This window comes from Enterovibrio norvegicus DSM 15893, assembly GCF_900115495.1.
GTDB classification, from domain to species: domain Bacteria; phylum Pseudomonadota; class Gammaproteobacteria; order Enterobacterales; family Vibrionaceae; genus Enterovibrio; species Enterovibrio norvegicus.
Genome location: NZ_FOWR01000011.1, coordinates 1 through 14,913 on the forward strand (window position 1 = coordinate 1; position 14,913 = coordinate 14,913).

Sequence of the window (14,913 nt, forward strand, 5' to 3'; positions counted from 1 at the left end):
GAGCTGAGAGACCACCTTACTCATCGATAGATGCCGATAAAGTGACATTCCCACGACGCTCCACACCATCAGTTCCATGGGGAGCCTACGCTTTCGAATCGTCGTGACGCCTGTGTCTTCAAGGCATTGATTAATGAGAGCGGGGCACAGGAGATCTGATAGGCCATTGAGTTGGTCAGCAGAAAATTGGTGTATTCGGTCGAGGGCTTGTCTTAAGAACATAAAAAAATCCGAGTGTAGAAATACACTCGGATTTTGCCAGCCTCTCAGGATCGTTCAACCGATCATTTTTTGCTTAACTGATCGGCATTACGCTCAGTGCGGGCTTCTTTTCACCAAGTCACGGTTACTCAAACCAGTAACTCATGATCAACGCATCCTCTCGTCCACCCGCTATAGGGTAGTAATCGAAGCGACGATCGAATTCATTAAAACCTTGAGATTCATAAAGCCTGATAGCGTTTACGTTGCTTTCACGCACCTCAAGCCATGCTTCTTGGGCACCAGCAGACTGCATACAATCAATAAACGCCAAGAGAAGTTGCTTCCCATAGCCCTTACCTTGTTGTGTCGGTGCAACAGCGATGTTTAATAAAGACGCTTCACCCGCCACGCATTGCCCATAGAAATACCCCACCACGTCGCCATCCACGACAAGGACACGGTTACAAGCAAACTTGGTTTCAGCTTGAGCCAACATCGATTCGGCCCACGGATGCGAATGTGCAGCGCGCTCTATCTTAATAACGGCGTCAAACCACTGCTCGTCGAGCGTGAGAAGTTCAGCGTTCATGTTGTCGGATCTGCACCCACAATGCTTTTTTTGCATCAGGGTTATCTTGAAGAAGTGAAAGTGACGGCGACGTAAGTTGCTTTACATCTGCCATCGCGATGGCATCAACACCCGCAAACCAACACCATTCCAAGGCGTGTGATTTGAGGTTTGAAATTGCTTCTCTCGGCAAGCGCAGTGCTTGATCCGGCGTCAGCTTCATACTGGCTAAGATCTTACCAAACAGCCATGCGTCATGTTCATTCGGCGTTGTTTCAGACACAAACAACAGCTTACAGGTATCCGGTAACGTCAATGTGTTTAACGCAACGTTGGGAAACAATTCAGGGCGTCGCAATCCCCACACGGGAATACCCATTTCTTTGAGACGTTGAACATCGTTCATAAAAAGCGAGAGCCCGTTTCACGAGGTAAGGTTAATGAAGGCATGCTATCAAAAAACAGGTAAAGCAGGAATGTCAGCGCACGCCATAACGGTGAAACGCTGACAAGTTGAGTGATGATTATAGCGCGTCAAATTCCGCGCAGTACTCGACTAACCCTGTTACATCGCTGAATGCACCATCGAGTAGCTCGATCGCCATGAAGGCATCAGCAGGCACATCCCACTTGCAGGTTAGCGAATATTGAGAAGCCGGAACAAAACCAACGCGCGAATAGTAAGCAGGATCGCCCAGAACAACACAGGCGGGATAACCAAACTCACTTAGAATTTCAAAGCCTTCACGGATCATGTCAGACGCCAAGCCTTGTTTTCGGTAATCAGGGTGCACACAAACGGGCGCTAAACCTTGAATGCCCGTGTCTCGCCCGCCAATAATCACAGGGCTAAACATAATGTGTCCAACAACCTTACCGTCGTCATTACATGCAACGAGGGACAAGGTGTTATGTCCATTCTCACGCAATGTCATGACCAATTTAGCTTCTGCATCAGTATCGAACGCTTTTTTTACCAATCGATCGATAGGCAGGAGGTCAGCTGGAGCTTCAGATCTTAGGAGCATAGTGTGCTTCTTCCAAAGAGGTTGGGGCTTGCAGGCCTTTCTGAACAAAATCAGCTAAGGAAAACAATGCCTGTCGAAGCATGGAGGGTAACGAGTCCAGATCCACGCTGTCCATCAAATTCTTCACTTCTAGACCTAATTCTGTATCGCCTTCAATAATCAAACGACGCTGGAAGAACAAGGTATCAGGATCTTCTTTTCGTGCAGCGATTAAAATCAAATCGTTAAGATCGCCACTGAAACGCACATCGGCGTTTTCAATATCACTGCGAACCACCAGCTTTTCATTTTCAAAGCTGATGTAGCTTTTAAAACCAATATCGCGAACGTGCACTTCTAACCAACGATTTTCGAGGAACTCAAACTCACCATCGTCTAACGCTTCTTGAAAAACACGTTTCAATGTTTCAAGCATCAATGATTGCTGAACTGATGCTGGAACAAGCTTAACAGGTAAGCGAAGAAAAGCAGGAGCTTGCTGTACTAACTTAGTGTGAATCTTGTCGAGCAAAATTGCCATCCAATTTAAGGTCAGTCGAAATGAGCATGTATTGTATGCCAGTGGATCACCTAACTTTTATGCCTTGAGTCAAAAAAACAGTGCTCATCGCTATAAAGGTTTATCTCTGCTATCTCAACGTTATATAGTGTTGAATTAATTCGGAGTTGTATTTGGAAATACTCCGCCAGTTCGGATGTGTGGTGCCTTAATGCCAATGAAGCAGTTAACATATTGGTTCTCCCTTCTCACTCATAACAGCCCTTTTCTCTTCGCCGTTCTCGACAAAAACCACCAGTACCTATGGGTCAGCCAGCGTTATTGTGAAATCAGTGGATTGAATCAAGATGAGTTAGTAGGAAAACACGATAAGGACATATTGGGTTCGACGTTCTACGAGGCATTAAAACCCCATTATTTACGTGCCATTAACGGAGAAAACTCCGAAGGTGAAATCGTTCTCAACGATGGTGTACATGACTCCAGCTTTCACTTCAGCGTTTCCACGCTCGGTCCTTCTCTGCATGAAGGATTGCCTGAAGGTGCGATCGTTTTTCATGCTGTAGATACCTCTGAGCGTCAGATACTCACCAGTGCGCTTGAATCATCCGAACACAGATTTAAACACCTTAGCCAGCTTGTGAGCGATGGCTGTTGTGTATTGGATGATGGTATTGTTTTAAGCGCTAACGAACGCGCAGTCGCCTTACTTGGCTATGACAACGTCAATGAAATCCTTGGTGAGGATATCGAAAAGCTGCTGATAAGCCCCGTAAAAGGGCGCTCTATTGTGGCAGCGTTAACGTCGTTGAAACCCGGACAGCAACTCGCTTGCCAACCGGTTTGCACCGCTGCAGATAGCAGCCCTATCAATATCGCATTCAGTGCCATCAATGTACTAGGCAGTGAAGGGTCGATCATTACCCTTTCCCGCTCCGTTTCAGAGCCTGAAAACCACAAGCAAACCATTGAAAAATTGGCACAGTTTGATGCACTCACAGGACTGTATAATCGTCACGGCTTTTCGCGTCGATTAGAGCAGTTAATCGCCAATAAAACGCCGCTGGCCATGTTCTATCTTGATGTCGATAATTTCAAAAACATCAATGACTCTCTTGGTCATCACATTGGTGATCGTGTTCTGCAAGACATCGCTCAACGTCTAAGAAAGCAGTTGCCGCCAGAAACCATCCTCGGCCATCTCGGTGGTGATGAGTTCGCGGTATTGATGCCCGAACAAAGCGATCAAGCGTTGGCCACAGATCTCGCTAACCGCATTGTGAATGTGATCAGCCAACCTTTCGATCTTTACCATTTCAGTAAGTTTCTCGCGTGTTCCATTGGATTGGTGAAATACCCGGGCGATGGTAAAGATGCTCGAAGTTTGCTGCAAAATGCCGACACCGCGATGTACGAAGCCAAAGAGCAAGGCCGTAATCGTGTGGTGAATTACAGCCAACACATGAATAAAGAAGCGCGCATGCGTTTATGGTTGGAAATCGAGCTCCAGAAAGCCCTGCAAAACAACGGACTAGAAGTGTGGTATCAGCCTAAGGTGAGTGCAAAAGACTACACCATCAATGGTGCAGAGGCGCTAGTTCGCTGGAAGCACCCTGTTGAAGGCTACATAAGCCCTGCACGCTTTATCCCTGTGGCTGAGCGTTCTGGCATGATTGAATTGCTGGGCCGTAATGTTATGCGTGAGGTGTTCCAAACCGTGAGGCGCTGGCAAAACATGAAGGTATTGCCAGGTCGCGTGGCGATAAACCTCTCGCCACAACAGTTCAAAAACCCGAACCTCACCTCGCACATGAAAAAACTTCAGGTCGCGACGCAAACCGATCCATCACTCATTACCTTTGAGCTGACGGAAAGTGCGGTCATGAATGACGGCGAACACGCCATCCAAATGCTCAACGCCATCAAAGATCTTGGCTTTTCCTTGTCGATTGACGATTTTGGTACTGGGTATTCGTCGTTGTCTTATCTGGCTAAATTCCCGCTTGATGAGTTGAAAATCGACCGCGCATTTATTTGCGACATGGAGACGTTTCCTAAACAGGTGACCTTGATTGAAAACATCATCAACCTTGGTCGATCGTTGAATATGTCGTTAGTGGCCGAAGGCGTCGAAACCGGCAAGCAAGCAAGCGTATTGGCCAACCTAAAGTGCGACACCATTCAGGGGTTCCACTTCTATAAACCCATGCCTCGTGCAGAATTTGAAGCCATCTTAGTGAGCAACAAAAAAGTCAAAGCAAAAGCGTCATAAGCCCTATTGCGTCGGGTTGCTGAGCGAAAAAGCCATCAACCCGACCGCTTTCTTCATGCCTTTCAGAGATGAAACGCGGCGTATGACGCGTAAACCTGCCTTATATCAATGCCCCGTCAGAAGTGACTCCCTAAAATCCCTTCATTAGGTTCATTAACACAACACGTCATATTCTTTGACGTGGGGAATTATATGGAATTACTTTGCCCGGCAGGGAATCTACCCGCCCTAAAAACCGCCATCGATAATGGTGCGGACGCCGTTTACATCGGCTTTAAAGATGGCACTAACGCCCGCCATTTCGCAGGATTAAACTTCGACGGCAAGAAACTTCAAAAAGCCGCAAGTTATGTGCATGACCGTAACAAGAAACTGCATGTCGCACTCAACACCTTTGCACACCCTGATGGCTTTCACCGTTGGACGGATGCCGTTGATGCTGCGGTCGATCTCGGTGTTGATGCCTTGATCGTGGCCGATCTGGCCGTGCTAGATTATGCCGCGACCAAACACCCAGACATGGAAATTCACCTGTCTGTGCAGGCATCAGCCACAAACAGTGCAGCCATCGATTTCTACCGCGATCATTTCAACGTAAAGCGTGTGGTTCTTCCTCGTGTGCTGTCTATGCACCAAGTAAAACAGCTTTCTCGCACCACAGATGTCGATCTAGAAGTCTTTGCCTTCGGCAGCCTTTGCATCATGTCTGAGGGGCGTTGCTATCTGTCGTCATACCTCACAGGAGAATCGCCGAACACGGTCGGTGTATGCTCTCCGGCAAAATATGTGCGCTGGAAAGAAACCAACGAAGGGTTAGAGTCTCGTCTGAATGAGATTTTGATCGACCGTTACAAAGCAGGCGAAAACGCCGGTTACCCGACCTTGTGTAAAGGCCGTTTCATCACCGATGGTGAGCCGTACCACGCACTGGAAGAGCCAACGAGTCTGAATACCCTGTCTATCCTGCCTGAGCTGTTTGAAGCAAACATAGCTTCCGTCAAGATTGAAGGCCGCCAACGCAGCCCGGCTTATGTCGAACAAGTAACACGCACATGGCGACAAGCCATTGATAGCTACAAAGCAAACCCTGAGGGCTACCACGTACTGCCTCAATGGAATCAATGCTTAGACAGCGTGTCTGAAGGGGCGCAAACCACCCTTGGCGCATACCACCGCAAATGGCAGTAGGAGCTAACCACTTATGAAATACTCTCTTGGCCCGCTACTGTACTTTTGGCCGAAAAACGACGTTGAAGATTTCTACCATCAAGCTGCTACTGGCCAAGCTGATATTGTTTATCTCGGTGAAACAGTATGTTCCAAGCGTAGAGAGATGCGCACTAACGACTGGCTAGATTTGGCACGAGAACTCGCAAACAGTGGCAAACAAGTGGTGCTTTCCACCATGGCATTGCTCGAAGCACCGTCTGAAGTCAACATCATGAAAACCTTGATCGACAATGGCGAATTCATTGTTGAAGCAAACGATGTGTCAGCCATTCAGCTTGCTCACGCGAAAGGGGTGCCTTTTGTCGCGGGCCCAGCGCTTAACCTATACAACGCACAAGCACTAAACGTGATGCTGAAAAAAGGCATGACTCGCTGGTGCATGCCCATCGAGTTATCACGTGATTGGCTGCAAAAGGTGCTTGTTGAAGCTGAGGCCTTAGGTATTCGAGACAAATTTGAGGTTGAAGTCTTTAGCTACGGGCATTTGCCATTGGCCTATTCAGCGCGCTGTTTCACAGCAAGAGCTGAAGACAAACCCAAAGACAAATGCGAAACCTGCTGTATTCGCTACCCACAAGGCATTGACGTAAAAAGCCAGGAAGGCCAATCGGTCTTTACGTTAAATGGCATTCAGACACAATCTGGCTATTGCTACGATCTGAGTGGCGACCTTGTTTCAATGGATGGCGTGGTCGATGTGGTTCGTATTAGCCCGCAGGGTAAAGATACCTTAGACGTTCTTGCTGGCTTCAAATCAGGTCAATCAGGCTTTACGCCACGCAACCATCAATGTAATGGCTACTGGCATGGCATCGAAGGCATGGCGACACAAGGCTAAATGTATCAAGCGTTACCGGACAACGCTGTGATAGCTAAAAAACAACAAGCCGCTTATGCGGCTTTTTTTCTGCGTCAAATCCGATCTAAATAATGAATAGCACAGTGTGGGATCCAACGCTACGACGACGGCGCTTGTCTCATCTTCTGCGCGATAAGACCCAGCTCTAACATGGCATAGCGATGCTCAACAAAGTCGTACACATTGCCTGACATCGCCAGTTTATAAAGGGCCTCAGCGGAACGGTAATCACCCATGGTCTGGTAGCGTTTCGCTAAATAGAAATACCCTTCACACAGTCTCTCCGCCAGTTGCGTATTGTCTCGGCTTGTACGCCCGATATTTTCAAAAAATTCACTTTCACTGACATCTCGAATATAAAGACGTGCAATCTGCCATCCCCAATCTTGCTTGTCTGAAGCCTGATAACGAGACGCTAAACGCTCCCTTGCAAGCACATCGCCGTCTTTTTCAACTTCGACCAGATACAGCCACAATGCACGATAAGCATCATGAGTGTTGTCTTTGTAATGCTTGAGCAAGTCACGCTCAGCAAGCTCATAACGACCACCGTAATAGAGCGCAATGCCACGGTTACGCTCAGCAAACTGATGCGTTTCGTCAAGCTCTAATGTGGAGTCAAAGGCTTCATAAGCCGCATCGTAAAGCCCGCTTTGCGTGAAATACACACCCAAGATGTTAAACACATCCGGCTGAGCGGGATTAAAAGAAAGGGAACGATTGAAGTCGAGACGCGCAAGGTTACGCAAACCTAAACTGTCGTTAACTAAACCACGCTCATAATAAATCTGCGCTCTGTCTTTTTCAGTTAAATCAGAACGTGTGAGGAGCTGATCAATGCGTGCAAGCTTTACTTCTTGCTGCGTGGTAGGTTGCAAAGGCTCAGCCATTGGCAGCAAATGCCAAGGTTGAGCACTACTGACTGACGACGTCGACGCACACCCTGAAAGCAACAACAACGAGCCCACAAGCGTGAACGTTAGCCATCTATTTTTTCGCATTCGCACCAATCTCCTACCATTAAAAAAGGGGGCATCGCCCCCTTCTTATACCTTGTTTACGCGTGTGGCGTAAACCTCAATGCCTTACCTGAGTGATGTTGTGTGGGCGAAACGCCGTTCAACACGAGCCAGTGGCAGAGTCAGGCTATCTTATGCGTCAGCTTCTGGCTGTGCTTCAGACGCTGCTGCTTCGCCTGCTGGCGCTTCTACAGCTTCTTTCATGCTCAGACGGATACGGCCTTGACGGTCGATTTCCAGAACCTTAACTTGCACTTCTTGACCTTGCTCTACGTAGTCAGACACTTTCTCGATGCGCTTATCAGCAACTTGAGAAATGTGTACTAGACCTTCTTTAGTGCCGATAACAGACACAAAGCAACCGAAGTCAACGATGCGCGTTACTTTACCCGTGTAGATACGGCCAACTTCAACTTCTGCAGTCAACGCTTCGATACGTGCAATAGCGGCTTTCGCTTTGTCGCCATCAGTTGCAGCAATTTTCACTGTACCGTCATCTTCGATTTCGATGGTGGTTTCAGTTTCTTCAGTCAGTGCACGAATTACCGCACCGCCTTTACCAATCACATCTTTGATCTTCTCAGGGTTGATCTTGATAGTGTGGATACGTGGCGCGAACTGTGAAATATCTTCACGTGCAGAGCCAATCGCTTCGTCCATCACGGTAAGGATGTGCAGACGCGCACCTTTCGCTTGGTTCAGAGCAATTTCCATGATCTCTTTAGTGATACCTTCGATTTTGATGTCCATCTGCAATGCAGTAACACCATCATCAGTACCCGCTACTTTAAAGTCCATGTCGCCTAGGTGGTCTTCGTCACCCAAGATGTCAGACAGAACAACAAAGTCATTGTCTTCTTTCACAAGACCCATCGCGATACCCGCAACAGATTTCTTGATAGGAACACCCGCGTCCATCAGCGCAAGAGAGGTACCACATACAGACGCCATTGAAGACGAACCGTTTGATTCAGTGATTTCTGAAACAACACGGATGGTGTATGGGAATTCATCTTGGCTTGGCATTACTGCAGCAATACCACGCTTAGCCAGTTTACCGTGGCCGATTTCACGACGCTTAGGTGAACCAACAAAACCCGTCTCACCTACACAGTATGGAGGGAAGTTGTAGTGCAGTAGGAAGTGGTCAGTACGCTCACCAGTGATTGAATCAATGATTTGCGCATCACGCTTAGTACCCAATGTTGCAGTAACCAATGCCTGAGTTTCGCCACGAGTGAACAACGATGAACCGTGAGTACGTGGAAGTACACCAGTACGAACGTCTAGCGCACGAACCATGTCTTTTTCACGACCATCGATACGTGGGTTGCCCGCAATGATGCGACCACGAACAACGTTCTTCTCAAGGCTGCCTAGCATGCCTTGGATTTCACGAACGTTAAGATCGTCGTTTTCTTCGCTCAGCTGAGCAATAACGCTTTGCTTGATGTCGCCAACTTGAGCGTAACGCGCCATTTTCTCAGTGATTTGGTACGCTTCAACGAAACGAGACTCAGCCAGTTCAGCAACGCGTGCTTTCAGCTCAGCGTTGACTTCTGGAGCAGCCCAATTCCAAGCAGGTGTTGCAACTTCAGCAGCAAACTCATTGATTGCAGTGATCGCAACTTGTTGTTGGTCGTGACCAAACACAACGGCTTGTAGCATTTGCTCTTCGCTTAGACGGTCAGCTTCTGATTCAACCATCAGAACCGCGCCTTCAGTACCCGCGATAACCAGGTCCAAACGGCTGTTTTCAAGTTCAGTGTTGCTTGGGTTAAGCACCAACTGATCGTTGATGAAACCAACACGTGCAGCACCGATAGGGCCATTGAACGGAAGACCAGAAATCGCCAGAGCAGCAGAGGTTGCAAGCATTGCTACGATGTCAGGGCTAACGTCTGGGTTTACAGAAACCACAGTAGCGATAACTTGAACTTCGTTTTTGAAACCATCTGGGAACAGTGGACGAATTGGACGGTCGATCAGGCGAGACGTCAACGTTTCACCTTCAGAAGGACGGCCTTCACGCTTGAAGAAACCACCAGGGATTTTACCTGCAGCGTAAGTACGCTCTTGGTAGTTAACAGTCAACGGGAAGAAATCTTGACCTTCAACAGCGTCTTTCTTACCAACAACACTTACGAATACTGAAGTGTCGTCCATGCTAGCCATAACAGCAGCAGTCGCTTGGCGAGCCATAACACCGGTTTCTAGCGTAACGGTGTGGTTGCCATACTGGAATGTTTTTACGATTGGATTCACGAGAAATTCCTTGTTTTATTTGCACTTACTTAGTGCGAGTCACTTTTTGTTCAAAGGCTTCACCAATCGCGACTAATGACAATACTCAGCCTTCTTACTGAGTTGAAAAGTAAGAGATTAACGGAGTACTCTCAATAGTCGCGACCTGATGGTCGACTTCGTAGACTGCGAAGCCAATGAAAGCGCCAATATTATATACCCAAACGGGTGTAAGTTGCATGTTTCGGCACGAATAACTGGGGTTATGCTCAAGGCTTGAGGTTGCAATGCGAAAAGACGGAATCAAAAATGACCAAACGCCAATTCTTGACCAACAATCCCTGACGCTTAAGCCTAGTTAAAACACTAAATTGGGCGGGAACAAAAACGAGAAAAGGAGCCATAAGGCTCCTTTTCGGTATGCGGTACCTATAAGCCAAAGGCTTATTAGCGACGCAGACCCAGACGCTTGATCAGCTCAAGGTAACGGTCAGCGTTTTTGCCTTTCAAGTAGTCAAGCAGTTTACGACGACGCGAAACCATGCGCAGTAGACCGCGACGGCTGTGGTGATCACCTTTGTGCTCAGCGAAGTGGCCTTGCAGGTGATTGATAGAAGCAGTCAAAAGCGCTACTTGAACTTCTGGAGAACCAGTGTCGTTAGTGCCTTGTGCGTATTCAGCAACGATTGCTGCTTTAGTTTCTGCATTCAGAGACATAGTCTATTCCTAAATGTAAAAGGTTATATTTGCGCCAGCCAATCTCTGATTCAGCCGACACCCGAGCGGCGGATTCTACAGCGCTTGCCCCAATAAGGCAATCGATATAGTCCCCACCAATAACTAATTTCAGTTTGGGAAACTTATTGCTGACGGATCTTAACCAAACGCTTTGGCGCGATCATGCCGTCGGCATCAATTTCCCCCACACCAATAAAGGTGCGCTCTTCGCCCATCGTCATACGAACTTGGCCTTCAGACGGCGCATTTGCAGCCTGAACAGCTTGGCCCTGCAAGACATAGCTTGCGACATCAGGTTGAAGGTTCACTTCTTCAAGATCTTGTACCGCTGAATCAAGAGAAAGCAGCAATGGATCAAGCAGTTCACGAGGCTGAATGCCTTGCTCACGCGCTTGTTCTAGCAATTCTTCCAGTTGTTCCAACGTGACCATTTTCTCGACCGGGTAGTGAGAAACACCAATACGACGAAGTGCCGTTACGTGTGCGCCACAACCCAGCATCTCGCCGAGGTCATCAACGATAGTACGGATGTACGTGCCTTTAGAGCAGTGCACTTCCATCTCAATTTCGTCGCCTTCAAAGCGCAGTAATGAGATTTCGTAAACCGTAATTTTACGCGCTTCGCGCGGCACTTCGATGCCTGCTCGTGCGTATTCATAAAGTGGTTTACCTTCGAACTTCAATGCTGAAAACATAGAAGGGACTTGCATGGTTTCACCACGGAATCCCGCGATAAAACCTTCAAGCTGTTCTAGGTTGACGTTTACGTCACGTGTTTCAACCACTTCACCATCAGAATCTGATGTATTGGTACGTTCGCCCAATTTCGCCACCACACGGTAACGCTTGTCAGAATCTAACAAAAATTGGGAAAACTTCGTCGCTTCACCAAAGCAAATCGGCAGCATGCCCGTTGCTAAAGGATCCAGTGCGCCAGTGTGACCCGCTTTTTCTGCGAAGAAAATGCGTTTAACTTGCTGTAATGCACCGTTTGACGTGATGCCACTTGGCTTATCTAGCAGAACAATCCCGTCAACAGGACGTCCTTGACGACGTGGACGGCGGCCCATTATTCGGCCTCTCCATCTTTATCATCTTCAACATGGCGTTCTTCGTCAGATTTCACCGCTTGACTTACCAAGTTGGAAATACGCATACCTTCAGTCAGTGATTGGTCAAAAATGAAAATCACTTCAGGGGTAATACGAAGACGAATCGCTTTACCAAGCAAAGTACGTACGTACCAAGCTTGTTCATTCAATGCTTCTAGGCCTTCTTCTGCGGTTTGATCACCCGTAGTCAGGAAGGTCACGTGTACTTTTGCGTAAGCAAGGTCACGAGAAACATCAACACCCGATACCGTCACCATGCCGATACGTGAGTCTTTAATTTCGCGTTGCAGGATCAGTGCGATTTCTTTTTGCACTTGCTGCGATACGCGTTGAGTACGGCTAAATTCTTTGGCCATAACGCTCTTCTCTCATAAGAAATGGGGGGAAAGCGCAAAGCGCTTCCCCCCATGGTGTGTATAAACAACCTGTTACAGGCAGCTATTATTCGATGGTGCGTTTCACTTCAACGATTTCGAATACTTCGATTTGGTCGCCTACGCGAACATCGTTGTAGTTCTTAACGCCGATACCACACTCGTAACCTTTCGCCACTTCATTTACGTCATCTTTAAAGCGACGTAGTGACTCTAGCTCACCTTCATAAATAACAACGTTATCACGCAGAACGCGGATTGGGTTGTTACGTTTGATGGTGCCTTCAGAAACGATACAGCCAGCAATAGCACCAATCTTAGGTGACTTGAAGACTTCACGCACTTCCGCTAGACCCATGATGACTTGTTTGAATTCAGGCGCAAGCATACCGCTCATCGCTTGTTTCACTTCATCAATCAAGGCGTAGATAACTGAGTAGTAACGTAAATCTAGGCTTTCAGCATCAATCGTCTTACGTGCAGATGCATCAGCACGGACGTTAAAGCCAACCAGAATCGCGTTAGAAGCAGCAGCAAGAACAGCGTCAGTTTCGGTGATAGCACCAACACCTGAACCGATGATCTTCACTTTCACTTCGTCAGTAGACAATTTAACCAGTGAGTCAGCAATCGCTTCAACAGAACCTTGTACGTCAGCTTTCAGTACGATGTTCAGTTCAGATACTTCACCTTCGGTCATGTTAGAGAACATGTTTTCCAGTTTCGCTTTCTGCTGGCGAGCCAGTTTAACGTCACGGAATTTACCTTGGCGGTAAAGTGCTACTTCACGAGCTTTACGCTCGTCACGAACAACTGTTGCTTCATCACCTGCTGAAGGAACACCTGAAAGACCCAGGATTTCCACAGGAATAGAAGGACCAGCCACGTCAACGTCATGACCGTTTTCATCGCGCATTGCACGAACACGACCGTACTCAAGACCACAAAGAACGATATCGCCTTTTTTCAGCGTACCTTCTTGTACAAGAACGGTAGCAACTGGGCCACGACCTTTGTCTAGACGTGATTCGATAACAACGCCGTTTGCCATGCCATCGCGGATTGCGTCAAGTTCAAGAACTTCTGATTGCAGAAGAATTGCCTCAAGCAAGCTATCGATGTTGATGCCTTGTTTCGCTGAAACGTGAACGAAGATGTTCTCGCCGCCCCACTCTTCAGGAATAACATCATACTGAGCAAGTTCGTTTTTAACTTGGTCTGGGTTTGCTGCTTCTTTATCGATCTTGTTCACAGCAACAATCAGTGGCACTTCTGCCGCTTTTGCGTGCTGGATAGCTTCGATAGTTTGTGGCATTACGCCATCGTCAGCTGCAACAACCAGAACAACGATATCTGTCGCTTTCGCACCACGAGCACGCATAGATGTAAACGCTGCGTGTCCTGGAGTATCCAGGAAGGTGATCATACCGTTGTCAGTTTCAACGTGGTAAGCACCGATGTGCTGCGTAATACCGCCTGCTTCGCCCGAAGCAACGTGTGCTTTACGAATGTAGTCAAGTAGCGACGTTTTACCATGGTCAACGTGACCCATGATAGTAACAACTGGCGCACGTGGTTCACGTAACGCAGTGTCATCACGGTCAGACAGTACCGCTTCTTCCAATTCGTTTTCTTTGCGAAGAACAACCTTGTGGCCCATTTCTTCAGCAACAAGTGCTGCTGTTTCTTGGTCAATCACTTGGTTGATGGTTGCCATGGCACCCATCTTCATCATCGCCTTGATAACTTCAGTGGCTTTAACGGCCATTTTGTTAGCAAGTTCAGCAACAGTAACGGTCTCACCGATTTCTACATCGCGGTTAACTTTCTGAGCTGGTTTCTGGAAACCATGCTGCATAGAAGTTGGCTTAGCCAAACGGCCTTTGCTTTTCCCACGATTGCCACGGTTACGGCTATCATCTTTGTCTTGTGCTGATTTTTTCTTTTTGCGACGACGTGGCGCAGCTTCTTGGCGACGATCCGCCTCATCTTCTGCTTCACGTGCATACGTAGATGTTACTGTGTGATGGTCTGCAGTTTCCATCACGTTTGGCACTGCTTCTTGTTGACTCCAGCGCTCTTCGTTTAATTCTGCCATTTTGCGTGCCTCTTCTAGCTGGCGCTGACTTTCTTCTTCAGCTTTACGCTTGGCTTCCTCTTCCTGGCGGCGCTTGAGTTCATCAGCTTCATTCTTCACTTGCGCTTCTGCAGCTTCACGAGCAGATGTTTCTTCTGCTGTTTCTTGTGATTGCTGCGCTTTCTCAGCGGCAATGCGTGCTTTTTCTTCAGCGTCACGTTGGGCTTTTTCTTCGGCCTCGCGTTTCGCTTTCTCTTGAGCTTCACGCTTCGCTACTTCTTCAGCTTCACGACGGGCTTTTTCCTCAGCCTCGCGTTGTGCTGCGTCTTCAGCATCACGTTGTGCGGCTTCTTGAGCCACACGTTGTTCTTCTAGTTCGCTGCGCTTCACGTAGGTGCGCTTTTTGCGCACTTCTACTTGAACATCCTTACTCTTTCCGCCAGCTCCAGAAACACTTAGGGTGCTGCGTTTTTTGCGCTGTAACGTCAGTCGAGTTGGAGCGCTACCATCGTCACCATGTTCACGTTTTAAGTGAGACAGTAAGGTTTGTTTCTCATCCTGGCTTACGCTGTCGTCTGCCGACTTTTGAATGCCTGCATCCTGAAATTGCTTCAGCAAACGTTCTACCGGCGTATCGATCTCGCTCGCCAGTGCTTTAACTGTAACCTCTGACATTCTGCTCCTCCTTT

General features: G+C 47.8%; 14 protein-coding genes. 3 read left to right on the top strand and 11 right to left on the bottom strand.

The annotated features are described in order from the left end of the window. The 5 genes from BM082_RS08560 to ubiT form a co-directional block, all read right to left on the bottom strand. On the bottom strand, positions 1 to 222 hold a 222-nt coding region (locus tag BM082_RS08560), incomplete at its 3' end, for a transposase domain-containing protein (RefSeq protein ID WP_208862520.1). A 124-nt stretch (positions 223 to 346) separates the two neighbouring features. Then, positions 347 to 793 carry a ribosomal protein S18-alanine N-acetyltransferase gene (gene rimI / locus BM082_RS08565; protein WP_017017164.1) on the bottom strand — a complete coding sequence of 149 codons (447 nt, stop codon included), beginning with the start codon at positions 791 to 793 and terminating at the stop codon, positions 347 to 349. Further along, a complete protein-coding gene (locus BM082_RS08570) occupies positions 783 to 1,178 on the bottom strand; it encodes a DNA polymerase III subunit psi (RefSeq protein ID WP_017017165.1) in 396 nt (131 codons plus the stop codon). Before BM082_RS08570 ends, rimI begins: the two co-directional genes overlap by 11 nt. 118 nt (positions 1,179 to 1,296) lie before the next feature. Then, positions 1,297 to 1,800, bottom strand: coding sequence for a GNAT family N-acetyltransferase (locus BM082_RS08575; RefSeq protein ID WP_017008798.1), 504 nt, complete (start codon positions 1,798 to 1,800; stop codon positions 1,297 to 1,299). Beyond that, a complete protein-coding gene (gene ubiT, locus BM082_RS08580) occupies positions 1,784 to 2,311 on the bottom strand; it encodes a ubiquinone anaerobic biosynthesis accessory factor UbiT (protein ID WP_026025174.1) in 528 nt (175 codons plus the stop codon). The genes BM082_RS08575 and ubiT overlap by 17 nt, the downstream gene beginning before the upstream one ends. 199 nt (positions 2,312 to 2,510) lie before the next feature. Here ubiT and BM082_RS08585 point away from each other — a divergent pair, with 199 nt between their 5' ends. The 3 genes from BM082_RS08585 (at position 2,511) to BM082_RS08595 (ending at position 6,639) form a co-directional block, all read left to right on the top strand. Further along, positions 2,511 to 4,571, top strand: coding sequence for a sensor domain-containing protein (locus BM082_RS08585; protein WP_074926673.1), 2,061 nt, complete (start codon positions 2,511 to 2,513; stop codon positions 4,569 to 4,571). A 192-nt stretch (positions 4,572 to 4,763) separates the two neighbouring features. Next, positions 4,764 to 5,759 (top strand): ubiquinone anaerobic biosynthesis protein UbiU, encoded by a 996-nt coding sequence (gene ubiU / locus BM082_RS08590; protein WP_074926588.1) that lies wholly within the window; start codon positions 4,764 to 4,766, stop codon positions 5,757 to 5,759. Between the two features lie 13 nt (positions 5,760 to 5,772). Further along, positions 5,773 to 6,639: a U32 family peptidase gene (locus BM082_RS08595; RefSeq protein ID WP_017017169.1), complete on the top strand. Its 867-nt coding sequence runs from the start codon at positions 5,773 to 5,775 to the stop codon at positions 6,637 to 6,639. 119 nt (positions 6,640 to 6,758) lie between these two features. On the opposite strand, the gene nlpI is transcribed toward BM082_RS08595, so the two are convergent. From nlpI to infB, 6 genes are all read right to left on the bottom strand, one after another. Beyond that, on the bottom strand, positions 6,759 to 7,661 hold the full coding sequence (gene nlpI / locus BM082_RS08600; RefSeq protein WP_017017170.1) for a lipoprotein NlpI: 903 nt from the start codon (positions 7,659 to 7,661) through the stop codon (positions 6,759 to 6,761). A 150-nt stretch (positions 7,662 to 7,811) separates the two neighbouring features. Continuing rightward, entirely contained in the window at positions 7,812 to 9,944 is a 2,133-nt protein-coding gene (gene pnp / locus BM082_RS08605) for a polyribonucleotide nucleotidyltransferase (RefSeq protein ID WP_017008792.1), read from the bottom strand. A 426-nt stretch (positions 9,945 to 10,370) separates the two neighbouring features. Then, the gene (rpsO, locus tag BM082_RS08610; RefSeq protein WP_017008791.1) at positions 10,371 to 10,640 is read right to left on the bottom strand and encodes a 30S ribosomal protein S15; all 270 of its coding nucleotides are present in this window, start codon (positions 10,638 to 10,640) and stop codon (positions 10,371 to 10,373) included. Positions 10,641 to 10,783: 143 nt separating this feature from the next. Continuing rightward, positions 10,784 to 11,731 carry a tRNA pseudouridine(55) synthase TruB gene (truB, locus tag BM082_RS08615; RefSeq protein ID WP_017008790.1) on the bottom strand — a complete coding sequence of 316 codons (948 nt, stop codon included), beginning with the start codon at positions 11,729 to 11,731 and terminating at the stop codon, positions 10,784 to 10,786. Next, a complete protein-coding gene (rbfA, locus tag BM082_RS08620; protein ID WP_017008789.1) occupies positions 11,731 to 12,129 on the bottom strand; it encodes a 30S ribosome-binding factor RbfA in 399 nt (132 codons plus the stop codon). The genes truB and rbfA overlap by 1 nt, the downstream gene beginning before the upstream one ends. Positions 12,130 to 12,214: 85 nt before the next feature. Continuing rightward, positions 12,215 to 14,899, bottom strand: a complete 2,685-nt coding sequence (gene infB / locus BM082_RS08625; protein WP_017008788.1) for a translation initiation factor IF-2 — start codon at positions 14,897 to 14,899, stop codon at positions 12,215 to 12,217. Between the last annotated feature and the right edge of the window lie 14 nt (positions 14,900 to 14,913).

What these genes read in the sequence shown, in the direction of transcription:
- rimI (WP_017017164.1), bottom strand. Translation starts at nt 793, where the DNA reads ATGAACGCTGAACTTCTCACGCTCGACGAGCAGTGGTTTGACGCCGTT.
- BM082_RS08570 (WP_017017165.1), bottom strand. Translation starts at nt 1,178, where the DNA reads ATGAACGATGTTCAACGTCTCAAAGAAATGGGTATTCCCGTGTGGGGA.
- BM082_RS08575 (WP_017008798.1), bottom strand. Translation starts at nt 1,800, where the DNA reads ATGCTCCTAAGATCTGAAGCTCCAGCTGACCTCCTGCCTATCGATCGA.
- BM082_RS08585 (WP_074926673.1), top strand. Translation starts at nt 2,511, where the DNA reads ATGCCAATGAAGCAGTTAACATATTGGTTCTCCCTTCTCACTCATAAC.
- ubiU (WP_074926588.1), top strand. Translation starts at nt 4,764, where the DNA reads ATGGAATTACTTTGCCCGGCAGGGAATCTACCCGCCCTAAAAACCGCC.
- BM082_RS08595 (WP_017017169.1), top strand. Translation starts at nt 5,773, where the DNA reads ATGAAATACTCTCTTGGCCCGCTACTGTACTTTTGGCCGAAAAACGAC.
- nlpI (WP_017017170.1), bottom strand. Translation starts at nt 7,661, where the DNA reads ATGCGAAAAAATAGATGGCTAACGTTCACGCTTGTGGGCTCGTTGTTG.
- rpsO (WP_017008791.1), bottom strand. Translation starts at nt 10,640, where the DNA reads ATGTCTCTGAATGCAGAAACTAAAGCAGCAATCGTTGCTGAATACGCA.
- truB (WP_017008790.1), bottom strand. Translation starts at nt 11,731, where the DNA reads ATGGGCCGCCGTCCACGTCGTCAAGGACGTCCTGTTGACGGGATTGTT.
- rbfA (WP_017008789.1), bottom strand. Translation starts at nt 12,129, where the DNA reads ATGGCCAAAGAATTTAGCCGTACTCAACGCGTATCGCAGCAAGTGCAA.
- infB (WP_017008788.1), bottom strand. Translation starts at nt 14,899, where the DNA reads ATGTCAGAGGTTACAGTTAAAGCACTGGCGAGCGAGATCGATACGCCG.